The organism is Roseovarius aestuarii (assembly GCF_019966515.1).
GTDB classification, from domain to species: Bacteria; Pseudomonadota; Alphaproteobacteria; order Rhodobacterales; family Rhodobacteraceae; genus Roseovarius; species Roseovarius aestuarii.
In genome coordinates, this window is the sequence record NZ_JAIMIB010000004.1 from 246,000 (window position 1) to 272,319 (window position 26,320).

At 56.1% G+C, this 26,320-nt stretch carries 23 protein-coding genes; 13 read left to right on the forward strand and 10 right to left on the reverse strand.

What is annotated here, in order from left to right; genetic code table 11:
- Positions 1-100: 100 nt before the first annotated feature.
- The 5 genes from LC334_RS08190 to LC334_RS08210 all read right to left on the reverse strand — a co-directional run bounded on the left by LC334_RS08190 (position 101) and on the right by LC334_RS08210 (position 4,894).
- Positions 101-2,308: a hypothetical protein gene (locus LC334_RS08190; protein WP_139836346.1), complete on the reverse strand. Its 2,208-nt coding sequence runs from the start codon at positions 2,306-2,308 to the stop codon at positions 101-103.
- 125 nt (positions 2,309-2,433) lie between these two features.
- Positions 2,434-3,303, reverse strand: coding sequence for a flagellar motor stator protein MotA (gene motA, locus LC334_RS08195; RefSeq protein WP_085799827.1), 870 nt, complete (start codon positions 3,301-3,303; stop codon positions 2,434-2,436).
- Positions 3,304-3,374: 71 nt separating this feature from the next.
- Positions 3,375-3,986 (reverse strand): MotE family protein, encoded by a 612-nt coding sequence (locus tag LC334_RS08200; protein ID WP_085799826.1) that lies wholly within the window; start codon positions 3,984-3,986, stop codon positions 3,375-3,377.
- Between the two features lie 11 nt (positions 3,987-3,997).
- Positions 3,998-4,390 carry a hypothetical protein gene (locus tag LC334_RS08205; RefSeq protein ID WP_085799825.1) on the reverse strand — a complete coding sequence of 131 codons (393 nt, stop codon included), beginning with the start codon at positions 4,388-4,390 and terminating at the stop codon, positions 3,998-4,000.
- Between the two features lie 9 nt (positions 4,391-4,399).
- A complete protein-coding gene (locus tag LC334_RS08210; RefSeq protein ID WP_370737940.1) occupies positions 4,400-4,894 on the reverse strand; it encodes a flagellar basal body-associated FliL family protein in 495 nt (164 codons plus the stop codon).
- A gap of 125 nt (positions 4,895-5,019) precedes the next feature.
- On the opposite strand from LC334_RS08210, the gene fliF reads away from it, so the two are divergent.
- The 4 genes from fliF to fliP are packed head-to-tail and all read left to right on the forward strand — an operon-like array spanning position 5,020 to position 8,283.
- A complete protein-coding gene (gene fliF, locus LC334_RS08215; RefSeq protein WP_139836351.1) occupies positions 5,020-6,663 on the forward strand; it encodes a flagellar basal-body MS-ring/collar protein FliF in 1,644 nt (547 codons plus the stop codon).
- Complete coding sequence (locus tag LC334_RS08220) at positions 6,663-7,250, forward strand: FliH/SctL family protein (RefSeq protein ID WP_085799823.1); 588 nt, start codon at positions 6,663-6,665, stop codon at positions 7,248-7,250. Before fliF ends, LC334_RS08220 begins: the two co-directional genes overlap by 1 nt.
- Positions 7,250-7,546, forward strand: coding sequence for a FliM/FliN family flagellar motor switch protein (locus LC334_RS08225; RefSeq protein ID WP_085799822.1), 297 nt, complete (start codon positions 7,250-7,252; stop codon positions 7,544-7,546). Before LC334_RS08220 ends, LC334_RS08225 begins: the two co-directional genes overlap by 1 nt.
- On the forward strand, positions 7,543-8,283 hold the full coding sequence (fliP, locus tag LC334_RS08230) for a flagellar type III secretion system pore protein FliP (RefSeq protein ID WP_085799821.1): 741 nt from the start codon (positions 7,543-7,545) through the stop codon (positions 8,281-8,283). The genes LC334_RS08225 and fliP overlap by 4 nt, the downstream gene beginning before the upstream one ends.
- Before the next feature lie 1,033 nt (positions 8,284-9,316).
- On the opposite strand, the gene LC334_RS08235 is transcribed toward fliP, so the two are convergent.
- From LC334_RS08235 to LC334_RS08255, 5 genes are all read right to left on the reverse strand, one after another.
- Complete coding sequence (locus LC334_RS08235; RefSeq protein WP_085799820.1) at positions 9,317-10,429, reverse strand: flagellar basal body P-ring protein FlgI; 1,113 nt, start codon at positions 10,427-10,429, stop codon at positions 9,317-9,319.
- The gene (locus tag LC334_RS08240; protein ID WP_085799819.1) at positions 10,426-11,436 is read right to left on the reverse strand and encodes a flagellin; all 1,011 of its coding nucleotides are present in this window, start codon (positions 11,434-11,436) and stop codon (positions 10,426-10,428) included. The genes LC334_RS08235 and LC334_RS08240 overlap by 4 nt, the downstream gene beginning before the upstream one ends.
- Before the next feature lie 3 nt (positions 11,437-11,439).
- Entirely contained in the window at positions 11,440-12,894 is a 1,455-nt protein-coding gene (flgK, locus tag LC334_RS08245; RefSeq protein ID WP_085799818.1) for a flagellar hook-associated protein FlgK, read from the reverse strand.
- A 52-nt stretch (positions 12,895-12,946) separates the two neighbouring features.
- Positions 12,947-14,242, reverse strand: coding sequence for a flagellar hook protein FlgE (locus tag LC334_RS08250; RefSeq protein ID WP_176237660.1), 1,296 nt, complete (start codon positions 14,240-14,242; stop codon positions 12,947-12,949).
- Positions 14,243-14,338: 96 nt separating this feature from the next.
- On the reverse strand, positions 14,339-15,193 hold the full coding sequence (locus LC334_RS08255) for a flagellar motor protein MotB (RefSeq protein ID WP_085799816.1): 855 nt from the start codon (positions 15,191-15,193) through the stop codon (positions 14,339-14,341).
- Between the two features lie 387 nt (positions 15,194-15,580).
- On the opposite strand from LC334_RS08255, the gene LC334_RS08260 reads away from it, so the two are divergent.
- The 9 genes from LC334_RS08260 to LC334_RS08300 all read left to right on the forward strand — a co-directional run bounded on the left by LC334_RS08260 (position 15,581) and on the right by LC334_RS08300 (position 26,184).
- Positions 15,581-17,677 carry a hydantoinase/oxoprolinase family protein gene (locus LC334_RS08260; RefSeq protein WP_085799815.1) on the forward strand — a complete coding sequence of 699 codons (2,097 nt, stop codon included), beginning with the start codon at positions 15,581-15,583 and terminating at the stop codon, positions 17,675-17,677.
- Complete coding sequence (locus tag LC334_RS08265) at positions 17,674-19,338, forward strand: hydantoinase B/oxoprolinase family protein (protein ID WP_085799814.1); 1,665 nt, start codon at positions 17,674-17,676, stop codon at positions 19,336-19,338. The genes LC334_RS08260 and LC334_RS08265 overlap by 4 nt, the downstream gene beginning before the upstream one ends.
- Entirely contained in the window at positions 19,335-20,420 is a 1,086-nt protein-coding gene (locus LC334_RS08270; protein ID WP_085799813.1) for a pyridoxal phosphate-dependent aminotransferase, read from the forward strand. The genes LC334_RS08265 and LC334_RS08270 overlap by 4 nt, the downstream gene beginning before the upstream one ends.
- The gene (locus LC334_RS08275) at positions 20,417-21,157 is read left to right on the forward strand and encodes a maleate cis-trans isomerase family protein (RefSeq protein ID WP_085799812.1); all 741 of its coding nucleotides are present in this window, start codon (positions 20,417-20,419) and stop codon (positions 21,155-21,157) included. Before LC334_RS08270 ends, LC334_RS08275 begins: the two co-directional genes overlap by 4 nt.
- Positions 21,154-22,515 carry an MmgE/PrpD family protein gene (locus LC334_RS08280; protein WP_085799811.1) on the forward strand — a complete coding sequence of 454 codons (1,362 nt, stop codon included), beginning with the start codon at positions 21,154-21,156 and terminating at the stop codon, positions 22,513-22,515. The genes LC334_RS08275 and LC334_RS08280 overlap by 4 nt, the downstream gene beginning before the upstream one ends.
- A gap of 6 nt (positions 22,516-22,521) precedes the next feature.
- Positions 22,522-23,484 (forward strand): D-2-hydroxyacid dehydrogenase, encoded by a 963-nt coding sequence (locus LC334_RS08285; protein ID WP_085799810.1) that lies wholly within the window; start codon positions 22,522-22,524, stop codon positions 23,482-23,484.
- Positions 23,485-23,512: 28 nt separating this feature from the next.
- Positions 23,513-24,394, forward strand: coding sequence for a dihydrodipicolinate synthase family protein (locus LC334_RS08290; protein WP_223412917.1), 882 nt, complete (start codon positions 23,513-23,515; stop codon positions 24,392-24,394).
- A gap of 310 nt (positions 24,395-24,704) precedes the next feature.
- Positions 24,705-25,022 (forward strand): ArsR/SmtB family transcription factor, encoded by a 318-nt coding sequence (locus tag LC334_RS23260; protein ID WP_085799809.1) that lies wholly within the window; start codon positions 24,705-24,707, stop codon positions 25,020-25,022.
- Complete coding sequence (locus LC334_RS08300; RefSeq protein ID WP_223412918.1) at positions 25,012-26,184, forward strand: MFS transporter; 1,173 nt, start codon at positions 25,012-25,014, stop codon at positions 26,182-26,184. Before LC334_RS23260 ends, LC334_RS08300 begins: the two co-directional genes overlap by 11 nt.
- Positions 26,185-26,320: the final 136 nt, after the last annotated feature.

A 26,320-nucleotide genomic window follows, 5' to 3' on the forward strand; every position in this document is an offset into this window, starting at 1 on the left:
TTCGAGCTCCTGCCGGCACGTTCTGTTGCCGTTGGGGCAATTCTATTTCCTGGGTCTTTAGATTTGGTAACCCGTTTCGAGAGGACGAGCCTAAACTTGCCTAGGGTCGTTCAGTATCGGGAGACGGACTTCGCTGCAAAATGGCATCGATCGTGTCACGCGCCGCCAGGCTTTGCTGGATAAGCTCTCTGTTATGTGCAAGCACGCGTTCGGATTTGGGGTTTGCCGGGATCTCCGGTGTGGTATCGGGCTCGTTTTCGCTCAACGATACCAATGCGGCGATATCAGCCATCGCGGTATCTTCACTTTCCACCAACCGGTTCCAATCTTCGGCAAACCAGGCTTGGCGCAGCGACCGGTCATGCTCACCCATAGACGAATAAAGCACTGTTGCCGCGTGATGATCGCCTAACGCGCTTCGGGCCTGTGCCCTCAGCTGATCTGCATCACGACCTTCCACGCCTGTAAGGTCTAGTTCTGCCTGGCGTGGCCGGCCTTCTGCGAGTGCTGCACTGGCGCGCAAAATACGTCGTGCGCGCCCGGCATCGCCAAGCGTATCGGTTTCCAGGAACGGGCGGGCTGCTTCGGGGAATCCAAGATCCAGCAATCTGCTCGCAGTGGCGTTTGTTATCGGGCCGGGTAATTTTTGCTGGTGCTCAGAATGTTTCAGTAAAGCGAAGCGCAGAAACGTCACATCATCCGCCCTCTGGGTCAATTGATGCAGCAATTGGGATTGTATGTCGGTGAGCGCTTCTGGCGGTAGATCTGTGGCCAGTCGGGAATACTCTTCATATGACTGATCGAATGCGCCGGAGGCCGACAAGCCTGCGAGATAGGCGCGGATCAACTTGTTTTCCAAGGGGCTGCCGCGATGTTCTTGGGCGTAGGCACCTGCAAGTACTGCATGATCAAACGAAACGGTTTGGCCTGCCTCCAGAGCGGCGTCAATTAAACCAATCAATGCGTCGACAGAATGTTCTGAATTGGACGCCACTACTTCATTCATCCTGTTTACGGCCTGCTTGGCTTCTCCCTCGGCAAGATCACTTTCCGCTATCAGAAGTTCCGCATCCGCTGTCAGGGTTTCTTCGTGTCGTTTCAGAATTCGAAGCGTCTTATCCGATGCTTCTTGATATCCTGCGCCCAGAAACCGGCGTGACAAGGTCGGACCAAGATGGCGACGTAAATGGCGCGGCAACGCGTCGAAGGTTCGCAAGGCGTTGTCGATTTCTATTGGCACATCTGTCGGCAGAGATTGATAGGCAAGTATTGCCCACAAAGAGATATTTCCGTCGCAGCTCAGGTGGGTTGTCAGCGCCGAATTGGTCGAGGCGTAACCATCTTCCATGACCTCGGCCAATGATTGTAAGAGCGCCAGGTCGTCTGAGGGCTGTTCAATCTGCGCCAACGCCATTTCTGCTTCCGCACCAAAGCCGTAATATAAATAGAGCTTGACGAGACGTAAGGCCGCATCTTGATTTAGCAGATCGAATTCGCCTGTCAGCACTACCCGCAAACTTCCGACTTGCTGCGCAAAGGGAGCATCAGTTCCCCAACTGCCGACGTCGATGCGATTATCCCCCGGACAGCTTGATATCTGCATCGAGCCGATACGCCGGTTCATTACATCAAGAAAATCACGATCGATGCTACTTTGAGCGCGCAGGTTCGCAATTGATTTTGGTTGGGTAGCAGATGGTTCCTCTGGCGTTTCGACCGACAATCCGCCGCTTGTCGTTTCCTTTGCTTCAGGTTTTGTCATTATCGTCGGCTTCAAAGCGGATCTGGGGCTGAGCAAACCCTGTGACGCTGCCCTGCCAATCTGCTGCACCAGGCGTTCACGTGCCTCCGATACGATTTCTGTGTTCGGAGAAGCTTTATCTTCCGCTGGCTTATCGACCGGTTTGATCGGAGGCGTTTCTACGGGTGATGCTGACTGTAATTGGGAGTTCGCCAGAGATGCCGCAAATGAACTGCCGTTTCGGGGTAATTTTAGTCGGGGTTTATCAATCGGGCGATCATTTTCTTGTTCAGAGAACTCAACTTCCGTGACGGTATCTGCGGCCAAAACCTCATCACTGCGTTCTCGCACATCAAGCACCAATAACGAGCTGTCGTGCCAGAACGAAGACACCTCACAACGACAACCCAGTCTTATTTCCAAAGATGATTTGCCCGGCCCTGCCGTTACATCAAGTATTCGGTCGCGGGCAATTCGGCGAAAGACAGGGTCGGTGTCGAAGGTCAGTTGCTGATCTGGAAATATTACTGTCGCAATGTCTTCACGTTGTTCAATTTTCAGGTCCATGCGCCTTGGTAGGTCCACGATCAGACGTATAAAGTCGTCATGACGGCCCGAGCGCACCTCCACATCCTGCGCGAGAGAAGCGGTTGCGAACGCCGCGACACAACACGCGAGGGCCAAGCTACGCATCAGGCGGCACTCTGTTTTACGTTCTTCAAAGCTTCTTCAAGTTCATTGAAGCTGGGGCGGCAGTGTGATGGGGTGTTTTGCCGACCTACCTCGATACAGATATTCGTTGCATGGTTATGTAGATTGGCAACAAGAACTTCGCGGATCAACTGATAGAAATGTCCGTCCTCTTCGACCACGGCTTTGACCTTGCCAGCAAAAGGGCCAACCAGGCCATAGGACAGGAATACTCCCAGAAAAGTCCCCACAAGCGCACCACCGATCATCTTACCTAAGATCTCCGGTGGCTGATCAATAGCCGCCATGGTCTTGATAACACCCAATACCGCGGCCACGATGCCGAGAGCTGGCAAACCGTCGGCCATTGTCTGCAAGGCGTGGCTGGAATGCATGGCATGATGCATCGTTGCATCCATGCGCTTCTCCAGGATTTCTTCGACCTGATGCGGATCATCGTAATTCATCGATGCCGAACGCAGCGTGTCGCTGATCAATGAGATCGCCTCGCTGTCGCCCAGAATTTTTGGGTATTTCGAGAATATGGAAGAGTTTTCCGGTTCCTCGACATGTTCCTCAATCGCGACCGGATTCTGCCGAGCTAAGCGGATCAGTTCGAACAACAGGCAAAGCAGATCCCGATAGTCATCGTGCTTCCATTTCGGACCTTTGAAGACTTTGCCGACATCTTTAAGGGTGTGCTTGATGGCCGCCATGTCGTTGCTGATCAAGAAGGCGCCGGCAGCTGCGCCGCCGATCATCATCATTTCGAATGGCAATGCTTTCAGGATGATCCCAAGTTTGCCACCCGCTGCAATGTAGCCGCCAAATACCATCGCGAATATCACGAGGATACCGATAATACCAATCATCGTCTTCTCCAGTCGAGCGTGTTCACATCAACCTGCCATCGCCGAGTTAAAATATATTGAGTATTTTCAAATTATTCGGTGGGAACGTTGGTATTTCTGCCGGCCAGGACCACGCTGTATGCATGCGCCGCTTCGGGGCTAAGGCCAGCCATGACGGCGGCCGCCGCCTCCGGACGCATTCGGCCAATAAATCCGGCGGCAAAACTCGGATCCATCTCCTCGAACAACGCGGCCGCCTGCTTGGGCTTCATGTTTTCGTAGACTTTTGTTAGCCGGTCTAGATCGCTTTCGGCTGCCGTATCCGCCAAGGCGATCGTATCGCGCAATGCCTCTTCCGCCGCCGTGAGTTCGGACAATTTTCGTTCTATTTCCTGATTGGCGATCTTTAGCGCCTGCATTCTGTCTTGCAGCGCTACTTCCTGACTGGTGATCCGTGCTTCACGCTGGCGAAACGCATCCAGCATAGGCTGATAATCGTCGAGCGTTTCACAGGCGGCATATTCAGGCGCGGCACTCCTCTCTTGCGTCTCGGTAGCGTCAGGTGCCTTTGCAAAAGCCTGACCTGCGTCATCGCCGAGCCTTATGAGTGCGGAACCAACGAGCAGGGCCGAAATCGCGACCAACGTGCCACGCCCCTGAGTCCGGCGGCGGCTTTTTTTCCTCTGAGCTTTCGCTTTTACCATGTCACCAAATCCTATGCTGCATCAGTATGCCGCTTGAATACGGCGGCGGCAGGATCTTCAGCCGAACTGGTTTGTTCTTCGGATGCCGGTGGTGTCGAGGGGGAGGGTACGGGCTGCGCATCCGGCAAATCATGCATCGAGGCGACAAGCAGTTCGAGGCGTTTGGCGGCGCCATCGGCGCGATCTGTCAGTTCGCTTAGCGAAGCTGTTGAGGCGCTGGCGGTATTTTGTGCCGCGATCAGGGTTTTTGTCAGATCATCTACCTGTGCCGACAATACTGCGACCGCCCCGCCAACGCCGTTTTCCAGATCGTTGAAACGGCTCAGTCGCCGGGCCAGAACGTAGCAATATAAGCCGGCGCCGAGTGCACCAGCAACCAAAAGAATATCCGCAATCATTTCCATTCATCGACCTCAGTTCAGTACAAATTCCATGATCAGCAAATCGTTGACCCGATCTGCGCCGGTTACGATTTGGATGCGCCGCAGCATCTGTGCGCGCAGACGTACGAGCGCAGAGTTGTTTTCAAGATCGCCGGGATTCAACGCGCGAAGGTAGCTGTTGAGCACGTCAACAACCCGTGGAGTGAGTTTTGCCACTTCTTCTTTGTAGAGAGGCATCACTTCGAGCTGCGCGCGAAACCTCAGATGTCTGGCAGCGGTACCCTCGCCAAGTGAAATGACCACCGGATCAATCGGGACAAATGCGACGTCGGGCGTGTCCATCATCATGTCGGCTGGTTCGTGCGCCGCTACACCATCTGGTGATTCGCCGCCAAACAAAGCGCCTGATTGGACAGCATAAAATCCGCCACCGCCACCTGCGATTGCCAGCACCAACCCGATAATCAAAGGCAGTTTCGACTTTTTCTTCGGGGCGTCATCCCCGGTTTCTTCTGCTTCGGCCATCATACAACCCTGCAAGCTTCGTTCTGGTCAATATAGACCGGCAGGAACTAACCGATTGTTAAGCCTGATCGGCGAAACATGACGAGAACGAACGGCAGAACGCCGTGGATCAGGAGGCAAAGAAATTGCAGCAGATCGTGAATATCTGGTCGGCTATGGATGCCAGGCGGCGTGTAATCGTTGTCGTTGCTACACTGGCGATGTTCGGAGCGGTTCTGTCCCTGTCTCGCATGGCATCTCAACCCACGCTTACGCTGCTTTATTCCGGTCTGGAAAACGGGGCCGCTGGCGAAGTTGTAACTGCGCTGGAGCAGCGTGGCGTCGCATATGATGTTCGGGGTGGGTCGATATTTGTCGAATCGGCTCGCCGTGATGAATTGCGGATGACGCTGGCCAGCGAGGGCCTGCCATCCAATGCCAGCAAAGGATACGAACTGCTGGACGGTCTTTCGGGATTTGGCACGACATCACAAATGTTCGACGCAGCCTATTGGCGTGCAAAGGAAGGCGAATTGGCACGCACAATCGTGTCGCATCCGTCGATCAGCGCAGCACGGGTGCATATTGCAAGCACCGGATCCAACCCTTTCCAGCGTGATACCCGGCCCTCGGCTTCGGTTTCAATCACGACGACGGGCGGCGGCATCTCGGTCAAACATGCGCGGGCGTTGAAATTTCTGGTTGCTGCTGCGGTTTCAGGACTGACGCCCGAAGATGTATCTGTGATCGACGGCTCCGGCGGCTTGATTGGCGCGGCGGAAGAAGCGCCGGAAAATACCTCAGAAGACCGTGCAGAGGCGTTGCGTCAGCGCGTTCAGAGGTTGCTTGAGGCACGCGTTGGGCCAGGTAATGCGGTCGTCGAAGTCAGCGTTGATACTGTCACGAAGACCGAATCAATTCGCCAACGCCAGATTGACCCGGAAAGCAGGGTCGCGATCAGCATCGATACCGAAGAGCGGTCAAATTCGGCCTCGGATCAGGGGGGCGGGGACGTGACGGTGGCGTCCAATCTGCCAGACGGGGATGCCGCGGGCGGCGATTCCTCGTCGAGCCAGACCAGCGAGACGCGCGAACGTGTTAATTATGAGGTTTCGTCGACCGAACGCGAAATCACCCAAATCCCCGGTGCAATCAAACGCCTTACCGTCGCGGTTCTGGTGAATGGCACAACTGCTGTTGACGGCGCTGGTGCGGAACTCTTTCAACCTCGCTCAGACGATGAATTGGGTGCGTTGCGCGAACTGGTATCCTCGGCTGTCGGATTTGATGAAAGCCGCGGCGACGTCATTACCCTAAAGACAATGCAGTTTGAGGCGATCGAGCTGGCGGGCACCGCTGCTGAGCCGTCTTTCTTGACCAGCCTTGGCTTGGACTTGATGTCGCTCATTCAGGCTGCGGTATTGGGTCTGGTTGCCATAGTGCTTGGACTGTTCGTGGTAAGGCCGCTGCTCTCCGGACCGCCATCCGCCGATCCGGCGCAGCTTGCCGTATCCGAAACACCAAACCGTGCCGTCAGCTCTGCGGAGGGAGCCAATGAGATGACGGCCCTTACGGGAGAGATTGCGGATGACAGTTTTTCCGGCAGTGATATGCCGGTCATTTCTGATCGTTCTGCAACAGAGCCCGGCGACGATGGCGCTTTCCCGGCGCTAGGCATTCCGGATCATGAAGATCCGGTAGAGCGTCTGCGCGGCCTGATCGGTGAACGACAGGAAGAGACCGTCGAGATATTACGCAGCTGGCTGGAAGGCGAAGAGGAGAACGCCTGATGACCATTTCGCATTTGCTGGAAGACTACGCGGCCCTAGCGACCGCATCACCTGTATCACTAACGGATGTTTCGCTCGAAGAGGAACGGCTTGAAGCCTTTGAAAAAGGCTACCAGGCGGGTTGGGACGATTCTGTTAAAGCACAGATAGATGACGCACGACGCGTGTCGTCAGACCTCGCCCAGAACCTGCACGAGCTATCGTTTACCTATCAGGAAGCATCCAGCGGTATCCTGAAGTCCATGACACCTTTGCTGCGGCAAATGGTTGATACCGTCCTGCCGCGTATGGCGCATGAAACGCTTGGCACGAGAGTTGTCGAAATGCTGGATGAGCTGGTCAGTCATCATGCGACACCGTCCGTCGAAATTGTTGCCGCACCAACGAATGTGGTTGCGATTGAGCAGATGGTGACTGCAGACCTGCCGATGGCGGTCACGGTCAAAGGCGAACCGTCACTCGCAGACGGACAAGTTTACATTCGCGTGGGCGAGACCGAACGCGAAATCGACGTGTCGGAAGTGCTGGCCGAGATAGATCGCTCAATCAACGGCTTCATTGAGGAAAATCAGAAGGAAATCGCATAATGGATGATGCATCATCGCAATCCAGACCCTCCGCGGATCAGCCAAATCCGTTTTCGGCCGTTCCGATTGAAATCACGATCTCCGTTGGCAAGGCGCGCCCGTTGATTCGCGATCTGTTGAAATTGGGAAAAGACGCGGTGCTACCCTTGGACAAACGTGTGGATGATGCAGTTGAGCTCTATGTCGGAGAACGATTGATCGCCCGTGGCGAGTTAGAAGAGCTTGAAGGGGATCAACAAGGTCAATTAGCTGTGCGATTGACCGAGGTTGCAGATCTGCAAGACGGATTGGGATGAATACCCGCGTTGTTAGCTTTGCGGTATTCTTGATCGCAAGTGTTGTCTGGCTAACTGAACCCGTACTTGCCCAGGAAGTGTCGATTTCACTTGGCGATGATGGATCCTTGTCAGCCCGGACCCTACAGCTGATTGCCCTGATTACAGTGCTCAGCCTCGCCCCCGGCCTGGCAATCATGATTACCTGCTTTCCGTTTATCGTGACGGTTCTTTCCATTTTGCGTCAGGGTATTGGTCTTCAGCAATCGCCACCCAACATGTTGATCGTAAGTCTGGCGCTTTTTCTGACCTATTTTGTCATGGAACCCGTGTTCAACGCAGCCTGGGCTGATGGCATAGCACCCCTTCTCAATGAGACGATATCTGTGGAAACAGCGGTGGAACGCGCGCTCGGCCCGTTTCGAACTTTCATGGCAAGTCGTGTAGATGCTGATACATTTTCTGCTATGGCCGCGCTGCGCCCCGACACTATAAGTGCTCAGCCAGGACCAGACGCGCCATTCTCTGTTCTGGTTCCGAGTTTTCTTCTGTCCGAGATTTCGCGTGCCTTTCAAATCGGATTTTTGGTATTTCTGCCTTTCCTGATTATCGATCTTGTGGTTGCAGCAGTGCTTATGTCTATGGGGATGATGATGGTGCCGCCTGCGATCGTATCGTTGCCGTTCAAACTTGCGTTTTTCGTGATTGCGGACGGTTGGACGTTGATCGCGGACAGCCTCGTGAGAGGGTATTATTGAAAGTTTCCTGGTTTTGCGATCGCCTGTTCAAGTCCGTTTCTGCGATATTTTATGGTCAACATGCGGTGGCCGATTACCGCCTTCGGGAAAGCACTTTTTAACTGTCATCGTCCGTGACGAGGAACGGTCGCAGGCCCGCATCTGCTGTCAATTCAACGTGCTTGATCGACACATGTTAGCGGCCTGCGTCAATTTTACTAATCCAGATTGTAACTGGTCTTTGCTTATCGGCTGCCTACGCCAACATATCAAAAGCAAACGATGTTTGGCGTCATCTGCCTGCGGGCCAATCCGCGGCCTTGTTCTCATCAAAGTACTAATGATGAAACTTAGCTGTGCAGCGCTGGTTGTCTCGAGGTGCGTCCTATTTGCTAAGTTCGTGCAGGCTTCGGGTTTTGCTAGTGCGAGAACGATTACCGTTCTTAGTTGGTGAACTGGTACCCTGGCCAGAATGCATCATGGCCCTGTCCGCAACCATACGGCGATCAATGGTGCCTACAACAATCGGTTGTCGTGTGCGATGGCATAGACCAGCCAACAACACGGCGGGAGTGTGGATCGCCCACGACGCAGATATCACCAGCTACCATGAGCTCTGATCTGGATGATGTCTGTTGTCCAGAACTGACTAGGCACAGATGCTTGACACCGCTGCAGCAGTCGGGACGGCGTTTATATCCGACCTGAGCAGTGGCCTCGGCTGCAGTCTTTAGACGAGCTACTCTGTTCTCCACCTGGAGAACAATGTTACCTATCTAAAAAGCGGCTCGAGAAAATCCTCATCCATTCGTGCTGCAAATGCGTGCTTATGCCCAGACGTCGGGCAACCTTCCGAACCGGATGTCCACATGGCGTGATCTGATGCGCTGTATCATGCTAGAAATCGTCGCCGTCGTTGCCTGTCCTATCTCGTTCTCGTCGCTGCACAACCACAGGCCAAGCGTTTATCAGCCTAAGGGCCGTCACTTTTTGGTTTTGGAGCCTCCGGAAGTCCTAGAACGGTTCACTGACGTCAAACGCGGTGACTTTCTTATCACCTTACGACGAATTCTGCGTGAAGTGCCCCAGCTGCTTTTATGCTTTTCAAGATATCGATCATGTCGCGTGGTGAGACACCGAGGGCGTTCAGCCCCGCAATCACTTCGGACAATGAAGTGCCTGGCGCGACTTCAGCGAGGCCGAGTCCCGGCTCCTCTTCAAGTGCTGCGTTCGTGCGCGGAACGATAACGGTCTCCCCTTCCGCGAATGGATTTGGTTGAACGACCAGTGGTGTTTCTTCGACGCGAAGCGTTAGGTTGCCTTGAGATACAGCGACCCTGGAGATACGTACATCTTCGCCCATTACGATAGTGCCCGAACGCTGATCTACCACAACGCGTGCCTTCCGTTCGGGTTCAACAAGTATATTTTCGATTCGCCCAAGAGCGTGCGCGGGTGAACGTGCCTGTGTGCTAACAACATCCAACCGCACAGTGCCAGAATCGAGCATTACCGCTACTGAACGGCCGTAGGACGCGTTGATTGCCGCCTCAATCCGTGCGGCAGTCGTGAAATCTGGCTCACGGAGAGCCAGACGCATCGTATCGAGTGTTGCGAAATCGAAATCAATTTCACGTTCAACACGCGCGCCAGCCGGAATGATGCCCGAGGTCGGTACGCCTTGGGTAACTGCGGCGGCCTCACCTTCTACTGTTGCGCCGCCGGCGATGATCGTACCCTGCGCTACGGCATATATCTGGCCGTCGGCAGCGTTTAGTGGTGTCATAATCAATGTACCGCCAAGGAGGCTTTTTGCGTCGCCGATTGCAGAAACGGTCACATCGATCTGACCGCCGGCACGGGAAAATGGCGGCAGGCTTGCGGTCACGAAAACCGCGGCCACATTCTTCGGTCGGAACTGCTCACCTGTCACATTGACACCGAGACGCTCAAGAATGTTTGACATGATTTCTTCTGTGAAAGGCGCGTTGCGGATACCGTCGCCAGTGCCGTTCAATCCGACGACCAGACCATAACCGACCAAATCGTTACCTCTTACACCGTCGAATTCGACCAGATCCTTGATCCGAATTGGGCCTGCAAGCGCGGGTATGGTAAGAACGATCAGCAGTAGCGCGCTCAGCAAGTTTTGAAAGTAATGTTTCATGATAAGAAATTCACCAAGCTGAGGCGCGAGGCGCGCGCCGTTAGAGTGTAGAGTGTCTCAAGCTGGAATTGCACATTTTCGAGCTCGGTGGCGGTTTTGAACTGATCAACGGACACGAGTTCGTTTCTGGCGAATTCCAGGCTACTCATTTCGGAAGATATGCGCGTGCTAGATTGTTCGATCCGTGATTGCGCGGCGCCCAGGTTCGAGCGAATACCGATCACTTCATCTTGTGAAAAGAGAAGGCGTTGGCCGGATTGATGAGCGAGTTCAATTCGCTCAGCTGGATTAAGTGTGAGAGACGCATCATCAGCCAGTGCTGCCATAACCGTGTTTTTCATGACATTGCGAAAGGCCGCATCATCGGCGCGAATATCCAAGCTCACCGATTCGCCCTCGCCCAGTTGGTAAGGCGACAAGAAAGTCGTGCCGCCTTGGTAAATCAGCGTTTCAAATCCTCCGCCGGGCGTGTCGAAGAAAGTGTCGAGTGCAGTTATCACATCTGACGCCGTGAGAGCGCCCGCCGTGGCGATTCGTACTTCGGTGAGAAGCGCATTTGCGGACACCAGCGGTACCGCTTCGATATCCGTGCCGCTGAACAATGAACGTCCCGCCATTTCGGTGTTCAGAGAGGAGATTATCGATTCCAGAGCACCTCTGCCTTGTGTCGCGATTGCCGAGACCGGCAAGCTGCCGGTGGTCGTGCCCAGCAGAATGGCGTTTGCGCCCAGATCGCCTGCGAGCGATTGCACAACATCAAGTGCTTGCTGCATCGCGGCGGTGGCCGTGGCAGCCTCTGAGGCCGCGTTATCGTAGCTTTCCAGAACCACAAGATCATGTTCGATATCTGATATATAACCAAAATCACCAGAGAGCTGCCGCGTCAAGTCGGCCGCTTGCCCGCTGGAAAGTTCTTGGGTCAACCGATCTATTTGCAGTTTGAGCTGTGTGTTTTGCTGACGAAGTTTGAAGGTTTGCGCCAGATCACCGAGCGACTGAAGATTCATGGGTCAGATCCTTAAAAGTGCTTGCATCATCTCGTCGATCGTCTGGATCATCCGGGCATTTGCGCTGTAGCTTTGTTCGATCAAGAGTAGTCGCTGCATCTCGGCATCCGAATCTACACCGCCCTGCAGTTCTAATGAGGAAAGCTCGTTGCGACGGGAGGCCGCGAAACTGATGTCCTGATCGAGGGTCAGACGGGTTTGGCCAGTACGTGAGACAAAGCTCGCAGCATGTCCGGACAGAGAGCGGGAAACCGCCCCCAGATTACCTGAGTTAAGAGTGCTGTTCTGGCTGAGTACTTGTTGCAACTGTTGTAATAGCGTGCCATCGCCCGCCGGTCCGGGTGCTACAGCGCCCAAGCCGTCGCGTAATCGCCAATAAGCACCGCCGCTATTTGGATCAACTGCAGCGTTGACGGCAATGCGCCCCGCAATTCCCACCTCATTCAGAGGATCGAAAACCAGACCTCCATCGGTAAAGAGGCCGGGATCGCCAGGCGCGCGTGTTGCATCCAGACCTGCTGCCTGAAACCGCTCAATAAGATCGCGCGCAAGTGCATCGGCCTGGGTATTGGCGTCGACGCCCAGATCATCGCGAATTTCGAACAGAGCTGCCAGCTTGCCGCCTGAAATCGGGCTGTTACTACCGGAAGGTGTCACGCTGACACCGTTGATGGTCAGGCCTGAAACCAGAGAAGCGGTGAGCGTCATATGCGGAGCCACAACATTGGACGGCGTGAAATCAAGGGTCGCCGCGGTGCCGTCGAGCAGGATAGCGCCGCCGGGTGTGAAGAGCGCAACACTTCCATTCTCACGAGGAACTTGCCGTACCGGCACATATTCGGAGAGCTGATCGATTGCTAACTGTCGCTGATCCTGAAGTGCGGCGATCGAGTGCCCGCCTTCATTGCTTGCGGTGATCTGAACATTCAGTGTTCGAATGCGGGTCAGCGTTGAATTAACGACATCAACTGCCTGGTCGATATCGCTATCGGCGTTGGTTCGCCGTGTCTGAATTTCACCCGAGATATCGTTCAGCGTTGCGGCCAATTCTTCCGCGCTTTGCACGGCAGCCTGTAAGAATGAATCAGCGTCGGGCCGGTTGGCGGCCGAAATCAGGCTGGCGTCGAAGGCTGCAATGCGTGCGGACAGCGAGGCGCCTTCACCTGGTGTGCCGACAACCCTCTCTAACTGTTCGATAAAAGACGCGCGGGTATCCGCATAGGCCAGTTCGCTGTCCGCCAGTCGCCTGTCGCTTAAGACTGCCTGGTCGACATGGCGTGTAATCCCGACGATTGAAACGCCGCCTCGTGCGCCGGCGGTTTGCGACGCTAATTCCAAGGCGCGAACCCCATAACCGGGGGTAAGCACATTTGCCAGATTGGATGAGACTACTCCAGCGGCGACGGCGCTGGCGTTGAGCCCGCTCACCGCATTGGACAGGGCACCTGAGATACTCATGATCGAACCTCTTGTTTACAAATAGGCAGAGCTACGGCGAAAGGGCTGAATATCAGCGTTTGATATTCGTGGTTTCCTGCAGCATTTCATCAACGGTCTGGATGACTTTCGCGTTGGATGAATAGGCCCGCTGAGTCTGGATCATATCCGTTAGTTCGCCCGCGACATCCGTCGCAGATTCTTCCCGGGCGAAAGCAACGATATCACCGGTAGGGCCGTCGCCGGCATTCCAGAGGAAGAATGTACCGCTGTCTGGTGACGGAAGATAGGTCTGCTGATCTAGGGCGACCATGCCATTGGGGTTAGGCAGATCCACCAGCGGAACCTGGTAAATGACCCTGGTTACGCCAGTGTCAAATGATGCACGGACAAAACCGTTTTCATCGACCTGCGCTGATGTCATGTTGCCGACCGGCGAGCCGTCCTTGGAAATAGAGAGCGGTGCGAAACTGTCGGAAAGTTGCGTCAGACCATTGGTTGCGCCAAGTTGCCCGATATTGATTTCCATTGGTCCGCCGGCGACGTTGACAATAACCGATCCCGTAACCGGGTCATATGCGCCGCCTGATACTGTTGCGACGCTCAGCAATGTGCCACCGGCTGTACGCGAATTGTCAAATGTGAGAGTGTATTCGCCGATGACGGCGCCTCCTTGGGCGGAATCTGTCAGCGTCATCGTCCATTCATTTGAAGAGCCGGTTGCTGGAACGGTCGGTGCGAAGTCTACCGACACACTTTCGGATTTGCCGAGGTTATCGAAGTATTCGACTGAAAGAAGTTGCGATGTACCCGAGGCACCCGCGTCAGTTTCTGTCGCCGGAAGATTGACGCCAAGACTTATTTGGGTTGTGGGTTCGCCGGTCAATTGGTTGACGTTGATCTGAACCGGTTCCAGCCCATCGCTTGTATCGCGCGGAAATGACGGGATGGAGCCGTCAGGAAGTGCTGGCCAACCCAGCAATATCAAGCCTGATTCCGTGACCAGCCGCCCCGCAGCATCCGTGCGGAAAGAGCCGGTCGTCGTCAACTGCATCTGCGTGTTTCCGGCGTCGACCTGACTGGCGCGTGCCACGGGTAACATGCCGCGCCCGCGGACTGCCAGATCGGTCGGGTTTGATGTAGATACCAGAGAGCCGCGCTCATCTATCAACCGATGCGTTGTCGATCGTACACCGCCTGCAGAGTAACTGCCGCCATTTGATGAAATGACCAGCGATTGGAAATCTGCTTCGACTCGTTTGTAGCCATAAGTGGCCGAGTTTGAGATATTGTCAGATATGGCCGCAAGTCGTGTTGCATTCGCGCCAAGGCCCGCCACACCGGCATTCAAGGAAGAGGAAATTGTCATGGCTACGCCTTTCTGCTGCACCAAATAATACTCAGGAGCAGGTGTAGCTATGTTCGCTTAACAGCGCGCTAACATATAAAATGCGCGCTATTTCCATCATTTATCAGACCTGAGGAAAATCACCTCGATACGATTGTTTCGAATTGCCATCGGATTTGTAACTGCCAGCTCGCGATCTGCATGGCCTGTGACACGGCGCATTTGCGTTGCCGGGATTCCGGAAGCTTGTAACAGCAGGCGCATCTGGTTGGCGCGGGCGCTTGAAAGATCCCATACAGGATTTGTAACCAGGGTGATCGCTTCGGATCGTGTGTGACCTTCAACCGCGACTTCGTTCTTGATGAGCTGGCCAACGGACCCAATAAGGACCGCAAGCTCTGACATGAGTGCTGTAGGAGCATCGCTGCCGGTTTCGAACAGTTGTGCGTTTTCTAGATCGAAAAGTTCGACAACCAACCCTTCGTCGGTAACGCGTGTTACGATGTGACGGCGCAACGCTTCTGAGACAGTGCTTTCACCCGACCGACCAGTCAGCGCGTCTTCGATGTCTCGCAGGGCGGCCTCTTCTTGCGCTTTGTCTGCAGCGTCACTTCCATCATCGGAAACGCCCATTTCCCCTCTGGCCTGCCGACCTTCGGTCGGGTGTTGCTGACTTGCTCCGATACCGGATTGCTGCAAGGTATTTTCGGAGAAAACACTTTCTCCGCCGAATTCACCATCACCACCGCCCGAAACCTTGTTAATAGGGATCGTGGGGCTGAAATAGTCAGCAACACCTTTGCGTTGTTTTTCCGTCGTCGCGTTCAGCAGCCACATCAATAGGAAAAAGGCCATCATCGCCGTAACGAAGTCGGCATATGCAACTTTCCAGGCACCCCCATGATGCCCGTCGCCACCGACGACCTTTTTCTTCTTGATGATGACTGGCGCCGCATTTGATTGCGCGCTCATTTCCACCACCTTTTCTCACCCGGTCCAAGGGTTATCAGGTCAGGAGTTACAACGGGCTTAACGATATCTCTTGCCGGGATTCAACGTTAATGCCGGGTAAATACGGGCATCCAAAATTGCCCTGGCTTCGGCGTCTTTCAGGCCCAGGCGACGATGGAAGATCAAGTGATGCTTGACAGAATCACACCAGCGGCGCAGCGTGACGTGAGTGAGTTAAAGGAAGATCTTAACCATGACTGCCAAGGTCAAAGATCATCGGGACGGGCGTCGCGCCAAAGGTTTTGCCCTGGTCGTCTAACGGGTCGGACAGACGATCATGCGCTGATAACGCGTGCCCTTTCTACTCCTAGTGCCGCAGACGCACTTGATTTACCCGGAATTTTTTGAATGGCAGACAGGCCTCAATTGCGCATTGCCGTCGATATCGGTGGCACCTTTACCGACACCGTACTGATGAGCGCGTCGTGCGATGTGCTCGCAACCTGCAAAACACCGACCACGCTAAGCAATCCAACACTTGGGGCGCTGGAGGGGGTCGAACATGCCCTGGGCGCCGCGGATGCATCCTTTGCTCAGATCGCCGGTTTCATTCATGGCACCACACTTGCAACCAATGCCCTGATCGAGAAGCAAGGTGCACGTGTCGCCACAATCACCAATGACGGGTTTCGGGATATTCTGGAAATCGCCAATGAGCGGCGCTACAGCCAATATGATATTAATATCGAGAAACCCGATCTGATCGTGCCGCGCTCGCGAGCCTTTACTATACGTGGGCGTATGGATGCGCAAGGTGTTGAACTTGCACCGCTTGATCATGATGCCATTCCTCAGCTGGCCGAGGCGCTGCGCGCCTGCAATGCCGAGGCTGTGGCAATCTGTCTGTTACATTCATACGCCAATGCAGCACACGAAGAACAACTGCGTGACCAGCTTGCCATCGCCTTGCCGGATGTGTCGATCTCGATCTCGGCGCAGGTCAGCCCGGAAGCGCGCGAGTTCGACCGGCTCTGCACCACTATTGCCAACGCCTATATTCAACCGCTGATGGCGCGGTATCTGTCTGATTTCGCAGATCGGTTCAAAACCTGCGGGCTTGATTGCCCGGTATTGATGATGACGGCGGGGGGCGGCATGACCACATTAGAGACCGCCGCGCAATTGCCCATACGATTGGTGGAATCCGGCCCGGCCGGCGGGGCCGTGCTGGCCGCGCGGATCGCACAATCGCTGGCGTTGCCCGAGGTTCTGTCGTTTGACATGGGGGGCACTACTGCCAAGCTGTGCCTGATTGACGGCTACCAACCTCAAAGCGCCCGCCGGTTCGAAATCGCACGCGCTGAACGTTTCATCAAAGGGTCTGGGATGCCGGTGCGTATCCCGGTTCTCGAGATGATCGAGATTGGCGCCGGTGGTGGATCCATCGCCAATGTCGACCGTCTGGGCCGGTTGCAGATCGGGCCGCAAAGCGCCGGAAGTGAACCGGGGCCTGCCGCTTTCGGAAAGGGCGGAGCTGATGCGACCGTGACCGACGCCGATGTCATCCAGGGCTTGATCGAACCTGCCAGGTTTGCGGAAGGCAGGCTTGCCATTGACATGGGCGCGGCCAACAGGGCGATAGAGCAAACCGTGGGTGCCGCGCTTGAGTTGAACAACGATGCTGCGGCGTTGGGTATTTCTGAGATCGTTGATGAAAGCATGGCAAGTGCGGCTCGCATGCATGCGGTCGAGTCGGGCAAGGATCTTGGATCCCGCACCATCATCGCCTTCGGCGGCAACGGCCCGCTACATGCCACGCGGGTTGCCCGGCGTGCAGGCGTTAACCGCATCGTTGTGCCGCGTGATCCTGGGGTCGGCTCGGCAGTTGGATTTCTGCATGCACCTGTCTCATTCGAGATCGTGCGCAGCCGGTACGAAAGGCTGGAAACCCTGGATATGGCATGTCTGAACCAGTTCTTCGACGCGATGATATCCGAGGCGACCAGCGTTGTCCGCGCTGGTAGCCCGATGGGTGATCTGACCTGCAGCCGAAGCGCGTATATGCGCTATCACGGGCAAGGGCATGAAATCGAGATTGCCTTGCCCGACAGGCATCTTGAAGAAAAAGACGCAGAATTTCTGCGTGCAGCGTTCGAGACAGAATATGCACGGCAATTCAGCCGCGCGGTCCCCGGGATGGTGATCGAAATTCTGAACTGGTCAGTCCGTCTGGCGAGCCATGTCTCCGAGCCGACCAGCCTCGCAGCGCCTAATCGGACAGGCACAGTCGAGCCGAAACGCCGTCAGAGCATTCTGTGTGAAGTCACGGGCGTTCGCCGGGATGCAGATGTCTATGACCGCGCGGCTTTGACGCCTGGGGATCATCTTTCTGGTCCGGCCCTGATCACCGAGCCACAGACGACCACCTATGTCAGCGCAGATTTTATCGCCGAGGTTGATGGCGATGCGAATATCGTTCTCACACGCATTGAGGGTCTCTCATGACCGAATTCACAAAAACCCGACTGCAAGTGATGTGGAACCGGCTTCTTGCTGTGGTCGAAGAGCAGGGCCAGGCACTGATCCGTGCGGCCTTCAGTCCGATCGTGCGTGAAAGCGGGGATATCTCGGCTGGGATCTTTGACATACGGGGGCGTATGTTGGCGCAGGCGGTGACCGGCACACCCGGCCATATCAATACCATGGCCGAAGCGGTGAAGAATTTGCGCGCGCGTTTTCCGGTTCAGGACATGCAGCCCGGTGATATTTACATGACCAATGATCCCTGGCTGGCTTCGGGCCATCTGAACGATTTCTTGCTGATGCAACCGGTGTTCTTTGAGGGTCGCGTTGTCGGCTTTACGTCGTGCACTTCGCATCTGGCCGATCTGGGCGGCAAGGGCATGGGGCCAGAAGGGTCGGATATTTTTGACGAAGGCCTGATGATCCCGCCCTGCAAGCTTGTTGATAGGGGGGAGATCAATACCCTCCTAATGGAGATCGTGCGGGTGAATTCGCGCGAACCTATCGCTAATGAGGGCGATATCTATGCGCTGATCGCTTGTTGCGAGACAGGCGCGAAACGATTGGTAGAGATGATGCAGGAGTTTCAGATCGACGATCTCGACCCCCTTTCCGATTATATCATCGACACGTCGTATCGCGGCACTTTGCAGGCGATTGCCGAGGTACCAAGTGGTGTCTACCGAAGTGAGTTGATGGTGGATGGTTACGAAAAGCCGATCAAATTGGCCGCAACGCTGACCGTCGCCGAGGATCGTGTTCTACTGGATTTTGACGGAACCTCAGGTTGTTCGGAAAAGGGCATCAACGTGCCGCTCAACTATGCCACCGCTTATTCAGTTTTCGCGCTGCGCTGTATCATCGGGCCGGATATTCCGAATAATGCAGGGTCGCTGGAACCGTTCCGTGTAACCGGCCCGCCCGGCTGCATCCTGAATGCGCAGCATCCGGTGCCGGTGGCGATGCGGCATTCGCTGGGTCAGATGACACCCGATCTGGTCTATGGCAGCCTTGCGCAAGCCTTGCCGGATAAAGTGCCGGCTGAAGGCGCATCATGTCTTTACGACGTGCCCTTGCGCCATACGCCTGAAGGCGCCCGCGACGGCGGTACGAGGTTCGCGCTGGAGCTTGTCTATAATGGCGGCACTGGTGCGCGGCCAACGCTTGACGGGTTGTCGGCTACGGCATTTCCCAGTGGTGTGTGGGGCAGTCAGGTGGAGCCGACCGAGGCGACCGCGCCGATCCTGATCAGCCGCCGCGAGCTTCTGCCCGATAGTGGCGGTCCGGGGAAGTACCGTGGTGGCCTTGGCCAGCATCTGGAAATCTCATCGGCTACGGGTGAGGATTTTCTGGCCTTCCTGTCCGTCGAACGCATCCGCTTTACCGCTGCAGGCCGTCATGGCGGCGGCGCGGGCAGGGCCGGAAGGATGCGGATTGGCGCGGACGGGGAGGATCTGCCGAGCAAGGGAGAGTTCAGAATTCCCGCAGACAAAGCGCTTATCCTTGAAACGCCGGGCGGTGGTGGGTTTGGCCCGCCCGAGGCGCGTGATCCGGAAGCCATTCGGCGCGATCTGGCGGATGGGTTGATCAGCCCGGAAAGCGCGTACGGGATTTATGGCGCACAGAAGGAGAAGCCGTCATGATCCCCCCGAAGCCCCATGTCGCGGCGATGGATGCTTATGCCCTGGCCGATCTGACGCCCCCGCCGGGAAAACCTTTGATCTCGTTTTGCCAGAATGAAAGCTTCCGCCCACCAAGCCCGCGCGCTGCCAAGGCCGCTGCGAGCGCTGCGTTGGATCAACACCTCTATCCCGATCCGGACTGGACAGCGCTGCGCAACGCCATCGGCAAGGTTCACAACATCGATCCGGCGCAGATCATCTGCGGTAACGGGTCGCTCGATTTGATCGGCTGTCTCGCGCGGGCCTATCTTGGACCGGGTGATGCCGCACTTGCCCCTGCTCACGCCTACCCGTTTTTTCGCACGGCCACGCTGTCTGCCGGTGCGCGGTTCGATACCGCACCAGAACGAGAGCTTACCGCCGATGCGGATGCCCTGATTAGTGCAGTCATGTTTGATACCCGTATCATTTTCGTCGCCAACCCGGGCAATCCTACCGGCACACGCATTCCACGCTCGGAATTGATCGGATTGAGACAGGCGCTTGCCGATGATGTGATGCTGGTGATTGACGAAGCCTACGGAGAATTCGCCGATCATCTAAACGAGCCGGTTTTTGACATGGTCGCACTTGATAACACGGTCGTTTTACGTTCTTTTTCCAAAGCCTATGGTTTGGCCGGGGCCCGTGTTGGATGGGGGCTGTTCCCGCCCGCCATCACTGGCAATGTCAGAAAGCTGCTGAATCCCAACAACGTCAGCGCAGCGTCACAGGTTGCGGCCATCGCAGCACTCGAAGATCAGACATATATGCGGGAAACCTGCGCGATGACGGCAGGCATTCGTGATCGTTTCTGCGCGCAAATTGCCGGGCTTGGCCTGACAGCACTACAGAGTTTTACCAATTTTGCTCTGATCCGCTTTGCCTCGCCTGAGGCCGCCCAAAGCGCTGACAGCCATCTACGCTCTGAGGGTGTGTTTCTGCGGCCGCAAGGCGGTGCCGGTCTGCCGGATTGCCTAAGGGCGACCATTGGCGTCGCAGATGACATGGCGCTGGCGGCCTCGCTGCTCAAGGATTGGATCAACAAGGAGGGCCGGTCATGACGAACCGCGGAGGCTCCCGTATTGGAGTATTGGTGCCGTTCACCAACACCAACCTCGAACCTGACATGATGATGCTGGCGCCCTCTGGCGTGTCGCTGCATTTCACCCGTATCGGCGGATATGACGAGGATGAGATCCCCGATGAGAATCAGATGGCAGAGCTTGGCGCATCCAGTCTGGACGAACCGTTGCACCTGCTTCAGGGCGCGCATCCGGATGTAATCCTTTATGGCTGCACATCCGCGACGCTGGCGCATGGCCCATCATTTGATCGTGACCTTGCCGCTCAGATCAAATCTCAAAGCGGGGCACTGACGGTCACGGCTGCAGGCGCATTGGTGGCGGCACTGAAGGTTCTTCGGGTCAGTCGGATCGGGTTTGCCTCGCCTTACGTGCCCAGTCTGAATGACCGCGCGATTGCCTTTCTGGCCGATGAAGGGTTTGAAACCGTTTCGCGCGCCGACCACGCTGAACCGCTGGGCAATGAAGGCCAGGGCGCGCTATCGCCCGACGCCGTGTACGATCTTGGCCTGCGCGCGGATAGGCCCGACGCCGATGCCATTGTTCTTTCGTGCACGGATATGCGTAGCGCTGAAATCATCGAGCGGTTGGAACGTGCCCTTGGCAAACCGGTTGTCACCTCAAATCAGGCGATGATGTTCCAGAGCTTGCAAGTGTTGGGCGCGGCTGATCCGCCGTTGGGGTTCGGAGAGCTTTTTGAACGGCTTTCCGCATGACAAATACGCGCGCCAACGACAGGCAATTCGCCGCGATTGCTGATTTTGTTCTGGACCCGCAACTTGCTGTTCCCGAAGAGGCTTTGACCTTCGCCTCAACCCTGTTGATCGACACGCTTGGCATCGCTGCTGGCGCGGTGGACCTGGAGGTTGCGACGATTGCACGTGATTTTGCTGCTGATTTCCACGGTGCAGGCGCATCGGGGCATGGCGCGAGGATGCTGTTTGATGGTCGTCGGGTCAGCCTGCCCGGCGCGGCCTGGGCGGTCGCCACCCAGATCGACAATCTCGATGGCCATGACGGGTATAACCCGACCAAAGGCCATATTGGCGTCGCGGTGGTACCGGCGCTCTTTGCCTTTGCCGAACATCACCCCGACCTGTCTGGCCGTGAGGCGCTGACCGCGCTGGCCATGTCATACGAAGTTGCCGCGCGGGCGGGGATTGCCCTGCATGCGACGGTTGACGACTATCACACCTCGGGGGCGTGGAACGCTTTGGGCGTGGCGGCGCTTGGGTGTCGGTTGGCAGGGACAGACAACAACACACTCCGACATGCCCTAGGCATCTCGGAATATCACGGACCCCGCAGCCAGATGATGCGCGAGATTGACAATCCAACCATGTTGCATGACGGCTCGGGCATGGGGGCGCTGGTTGGCTGCTCGGCCACGTTGCTGGCGACGCGTGGCTTTCAGGGGGCCCCGGCGATCACCGCCGAAGCGCCGGCGGTGGCGCCGCATTGGCAGGACCTGGGCCAGACATGGACCGTGGCGCTGAATTACATCAAACCCTATCCCGTCTGTCGCTGGGCGCATGGGGCGCTTGACGCGTTGCGCGCGCTGATGATCAATGAGGGTGTGGTTGCCGCTGATGTCCGATCCTTATCTGTTCGAACCTTTGCCGAGTCGGCCCGGCTTTTTCCGGGTATGCCCGAGACCACAAGCCAGGCGCAATATTCACTGACTTTTGCGCTGGCAACGCTTTTGCTGCATGGCCGTATCGGCCCGGAACATATCTCGGGGCAGGGTCTGAAGGACCCGGATGTGGCGGCGTTGATCCCGAAGATTTCGGTCAGCGAAGAGCCGCGCCATTCCGCTCGTTTTCCTCAGGGTCGATGGTCGGATATCGACGTGACGCTAAATGATGGGCGCGTGTTGCGCTCGGGCGATGTCAATGCCCGTGGCGGCCCCGAGTCGCCGATGTCCGATGCTGAAATTCTGGAAAAGCTGCATCATATGGCCGGGTATTCCCTGCCTGCTGAACGGATTGAAGCGATTTGGGCGATGCGTGACGCATTGCTTGATCCCGGCGCGAAATTCAGTGACCTTGCAGCGCTCGTAACCCCAGCACCCTGAGGCCCCATGAACCGTATCCTGATCCACAACAACAAAACCGAGGAAATGGCCAAGCGATTAGCTGACAGCGTGCCGGATGCCGACGTTGCGACCTGCGAGAGCTATGAAGATCTGCCCACCATGATAAGCGCGTTCAAACCGGATGTCGCCTATTCGATCTGCTTCAGGGGCCGGGCCGGGTTTCCCCGCGACGCTCTTTTAGGGCCGGATGGACCTAAATGGATAGCGGTGGGCGGCTCGGGCGTTGATCACCTGGCCGGATGGGACCCGGACGCGGTGACAGTGACCAATTCCGCAGGTGTGGCAGCCCCCATGATGGCGGAATATGTGTTCGGGTCGATCCTGCACTTTACCCTTGATATGCCGGGCTTACAGACCGATCAGGAAGAACGTGAATGGCGCGGAGCACGCCTGATGACGCCGCTTGCGGGCAAGACCATGCTGATCGTGGGTCTGGGCCATACCGGGCAGGCCGTTGCCGCGCGGGCCAAGGCGTTCGGCCTGCATGTCATCGGCACGCGCGCGCGGCCTGAACCGATGGAGAACGTGGATGAAGTCCACGCCAGCCAAGACCTGCAGAGCCTGTTTCATCGGGCAGATTTTATCGTGCTCTCGGCGCCACTTCTGCCCACAACGCGCCACATGATCAACGCCCGGTCCTTCGCCTCGATGAAACCGACGGCGATCCTTGTGAATGTCTCGCGCGGGGGCGTGCTGGATGATGCAGCACTGGTCAACGCGATGCGCGCGAACATCATTGCGGGTGCAGCGCTGGACGTGTTCGAGACCGAACCGCTGCCCTTTGACAACCATATCTGGGGCTTGGAAAACGTGACCGTCTCGCCGCATTGCTCGGCGGTTTATGCCGAATGGGCGATGCAATCTTTTGATGTCTTCGTTGAGAACCTGAAACGCTGGCAGGCCGGGGCAAGATTGACCAACATAGTTGATCCCGCGCGCGGATATTGACCGGAAAGGCGCCAAAATGACAAACCGGATGATAGGGGTCATCACCCCGATCCTGACACCCTACAATGATGATCTGAGCATCGCAGACGATCTTTATCTGGCGCATGCGGCGGACTGCCTTGCCGGTGGCGCGCACTATCTCTCACCGTTCGGCACCACTTCCGAAGCGCTAAGCAATACGTCGCGCGAACGGATGGAGATGTTAGAAAGTCTGATCTCATCAGGCACGGCACGGGCGGACCAATTGATGCCGGGGACGGGCCTGAATTCGCTGGAAGAAACTCTGACCCTGTCGCGCCACGCGGTGGAGCTGGGCTGCGCCGCCGTCATGACCCTGCCGCCGTTTTTCTATGTCACCGCTAGCGACGACGGGCTCTATCGCTACTTCAGCCAGTTGATCGAGGGCGTTGCCTCCGATGCGCTGAAAATCTGCCTTTACCACATCCCTCAAAATACGGGCATTGGCATCTCACCCGCCCTGGCCGCACGTCTCAACCAGGCGTTTCCAGAGGTTGTCGTGGCCTATAAGGACAGCTCGGGCGATTGGGAGAACACGAAGGCCGTGATCGAAGCGGCGCCGGGCATATCCGTTTTCCCCGGCTCGGAGAGCTTTTTGATCGACGCAATGAAAGTCGGCGGTGGCGGGTGTATCTCGGCCAGTTGCAATTCAAATGTCGGTGCTATCCGTGCAATGTTCGACCATGCATCGGAAGAGGACTGGAAGGCGGCCGAATCCATGCTGCCCGCAATCAACGTGCACCGGCAGGCCATTCAGAGGGGTGGCCTGATCCCCGCACTCAAATCGCTCAAGGCGCATCAGTCAGGCGATGCGCGCTGGCTCAATCTACGCCCACCACTGGAAAACGCGGCACCGGAGCTGGGCCGAGAATTGGTGCTTTCGCTGGCTTGAGTTAGTAATCACTGGAAATTACTTTAACCGCCGGAATTATAATGGAATTTGATATCTGCACTATGTGGCTTACGCATGTCTTTGGGCCATGCGCCGGACCGGCGAACGGGTGTTATTAGCAGGGTGAATGTTCGGGGTGTATTCGGGTTACGTACATTTATGCGGATGGGATTTGGGTTTTAGTTAGATGACAGCTTTGCGGACAAAGCGGCCGGTCAATCCAACCAGATTGACAGCTCCTAACTCAAGTTGAAAACTGCCTCACTCACACTTAATCGTACATCGTCGATAGACGATTAAGGAATGAACCATGCCATCCTCTGTGACTGACGAGCGGCTGGTTGCTCAGCTCAAAGCCTTGGCACACCCTGCACGGCTCAAAATTCTGGACCTACTAGCTGCCAGAGGTGATTGCATTTGTGGTGAGGTTGTCAACGTTCTACCACTCACACAATCCACCGTTTCCCAGCATTTGAAGATCCTCAAAGAAGCAGGTCTCCTCATCGGAACAATCGATGGGACACGATCCTGTTACAGTCTAGATAGTCAAGCATTCGGGGTGTCGCAAAGGGCTCTTACAAATCGCCTTGCCGTCTATGAGGCATGCGAGGAAGATGATGAAGGCTAGCCGTAATCCGAACACCTTTATTAGTCATGCGTGGAGTGCCAGACATCTTTTTGGTGCCGTTCCCCTTTTCGCCATTGGTACAGGTGCTCTCTATCCTCTGATCGCTCTGGAGCTGTCTTCCGGTGGTTATAGCAATGCTCTGATTGGTGCGATGACATCAGCTTGGTATCTTGGGGCATTCCTTGGAACTTTGTTAGGCGGACGGGTTATTTATCGCCTTGGTTATCATCGAGCGTTCGCGGCAACGGCGATCTTGGCTGCGGTTTCAGTTTGGGCGCTCACCATTTCAAATTCACCGACACTATGGCTCTACCTTCGGTTCATTGGCGGGATTGGGCTGGGAGCCTATTACCTGTTGATGGACAGTTGGATCAGCGGTCTCGCGACGTCGGCTACCCGTGGCCGGATGTTGGCAACTTATGAGGCAATCCGGATTGGGGTGGTTGCGTTAGGTCCAATCCTGCTGGTCGTCGCCTCCACTCATACGGCATTTGCCTTGATCGGCGCTTTCTTCCTCGCTGGGATTATTCCAGTAACGATGGCAAACTCGCCAACTGCAAAGTTCAAAGCCACAAACTGGCGAGGCTCATTGGGTATCTTTGCATGCTCACCCTGTTCTCTCACTCTTACGGTCATTGCTGGTTTCCTGAGCAGCTCATTTTATGGCCTAGGCGCAATCTACGCCGAAAGCCTCGGGCTCTCGGCGGTTGAGATTGCATTATTCGTGTCGGTCGTCCTGATTGCCCCTGCATTTAGTCAGTTACCAATCGGCACGGTGGCCGACCTCTATGGGCGGGCAAGCACGAGCGCTTTCATTTGCCTGACTGCGGCGGGTTGCGCGTTGATTCTTGCGTTTCAAGCGCCCAGCTCATTTTTCGCGATTACAGTGCTGGCAGTCATGATCAACGGGCTTGGCCAACCTCTCTATGCGTTGGGTCACGGTCGCCTCGTGGATGGAGGGCACGAATTGATTGCGGCTACCACAGCGGGGTCATCGGGCTACAATCTGGGGACATTTGTTGGACCAATCGGAGCAGCGCTTGCGATGAGCTATGTCGGGCCATCCGGTCTATATTTTTTCGTCGGCCTCAGCCTTGTCGTCGGTGGATGCGCTGCAGTGGTGGCAATGTTGCAATCTCAAATACGGTGCTGCCCTCTTTGAGACCAAAGTTCCAATGGTTAGATTGTTGGCCATTCACGGTCACAAATTTGGGACACTAAACCCGATGGGGTGGATAGCTCCTGCTCCCCCGGCGTCGCAATGCGCCATAGTGCAGTTGTGTATCACTGCTAGGAAA

Coding starts and splice junctions, on each gene's coding strand:
- LC334_RS08190 (WP_139836346.1), bottom strand. CDS start 2,308: ATGGACCTGAAAATTGAACAACGTGAAGACATTGCGACAGTAATATTT.
- motA (WP_085799827.1), bottom strand. CDS start 3,303: ATGATTGGTATTATCGGTATCCTCGTGATATTCGCGATGGTATTTGGC.
- LC334_RS08200 (WP_085799826.1), bottom strand. CDS start 3,986: ATGGTAAAAGCGAAAGCTCAGAGGAAAAAAAGCCGCCGCCGGACTCAG.
- LC334_RS08205 (WP_085799825.1), bottom strand. CDS start 4,390: ATGGAAATGATTGCGGATATTCTTTTGGTTGCTGGTGCACTCGGCGCC.
- LC334_RS08210 (WP_370737940.1), bottom strand. CDS start 4,894: ATGGCCGAAGCAGAAGAAACCGGGGATGACGCCCCGAAGAAAAAGTCG.
- LC334_RS08220 (WP_085799823.1), top strand. CDS start 6,663: ATGACCATTTCGCATTTGCTGGAAGACTACGCGGCCCTAGCGACCGCA.
- LC334_RS08225 (WP_085799822.1), top strand. CDS start 7,250: ATGGATGATGCATCATCGCAATCCAGACCCTCCGCGGATCAGCCAAAT.
- fliP (WP_085799821.1), top strand. CDS start 7,543: ATGAATACCCGCGTTGTTAGCTTTGCGGTATTCTTGATCGCAAGTGTT.
- LC334_RS08235 (WP_085799820.1), bottom strand. CDS start 10,429: ATGAAACATTACTTTCAAAACTTGCTGAGCGCGCTACTGCTGATCGTT.
- LC334_RS08240 (WP_085799819.1), bottom strand. CDS start 11,436: ATGAATCTTCAGTCGCTCGGTGATCTGGCGCAAACCTTCAAACTTCGT.
- flgK (WP_085799818.1), bottom strand. CDS start 12,894: ATGAGTATCTCAGGTGCCCTGTCCAATGCGGTGAGCGGGCTCAACGCC.
- LC334_RS08250 (WP_176237660.1), bottom strand. CDS start 14,242: ATGACAATTTCCTCTTCCTTGAATGCCGGTGTGGCGGGCCTTGGCGCG.
- LC334_RS08255 (WP_085799816.1), bottom strand. CDS start 15,193: ATGAGCGCGCAATCAAATGCGGCGCCAGTCATCATCAAGAAGAAAAAG.
- LC334_RS08260 (WP_085799815.1), top strand. CDS start 15,581: ATGGCAGACAGGCCTCAATTGCGCATTGCCGTCGATATCGGTGGCACC.
- LC334_RS08265 (WP_085799814.1), top strand. CDS start 17,674: ATGACCGAATTCACAAAAACCCGACTGCAAGTGATGTGGAACCGGCTT.
- LC334_RS08270 (WP_085799813.1), top strand. CDS start 19,335: ATGATCCCCCCGAAGCCCCATGTCGCGGCGATGGATGCTTATGCCCTG.
- LC334_RS08275 (WP_085799812.1), top strand. CDS start 20,417: ATGACGAACCGCGGAGGCTCCCGTATTGGAGTATTGGTGCCGTTCACC.
- LC334_RS08280 (WP_085799811.1), top strand. CDS start 21,154: ATGACAAATACGCGCGCCAACGACAGGCAATTCGCCGCGATTGCTGAT.
- LC334_RS08285 (WP_085799810.1), top strand. CDS start 22,522: ATGAACCGTATCCTGATCCACAACAACAAAACCGAGGAAATGGCCAAG.
- LC334_RS08290 (WP_223412917.1), top strand. CDS start 23,513: ATGATAGGGGTCATCACCCCGATCCTGACACCCTACAATGATGATCTG.
- LC334_RS23260 (WP_085799809.1), top strand. CDS start 24,705: ATGCCATCCTCTGTGACTGACGAGCGGCTGGTTGCTCAGCTCAAAGCC.
- LC334_RS08300 (WP_223412918.1), top strand. CDS start 25,012: ATGAAGGCTAGCCGTAATCCGAACACCTTTATTAGTCATGCGTGGAGT.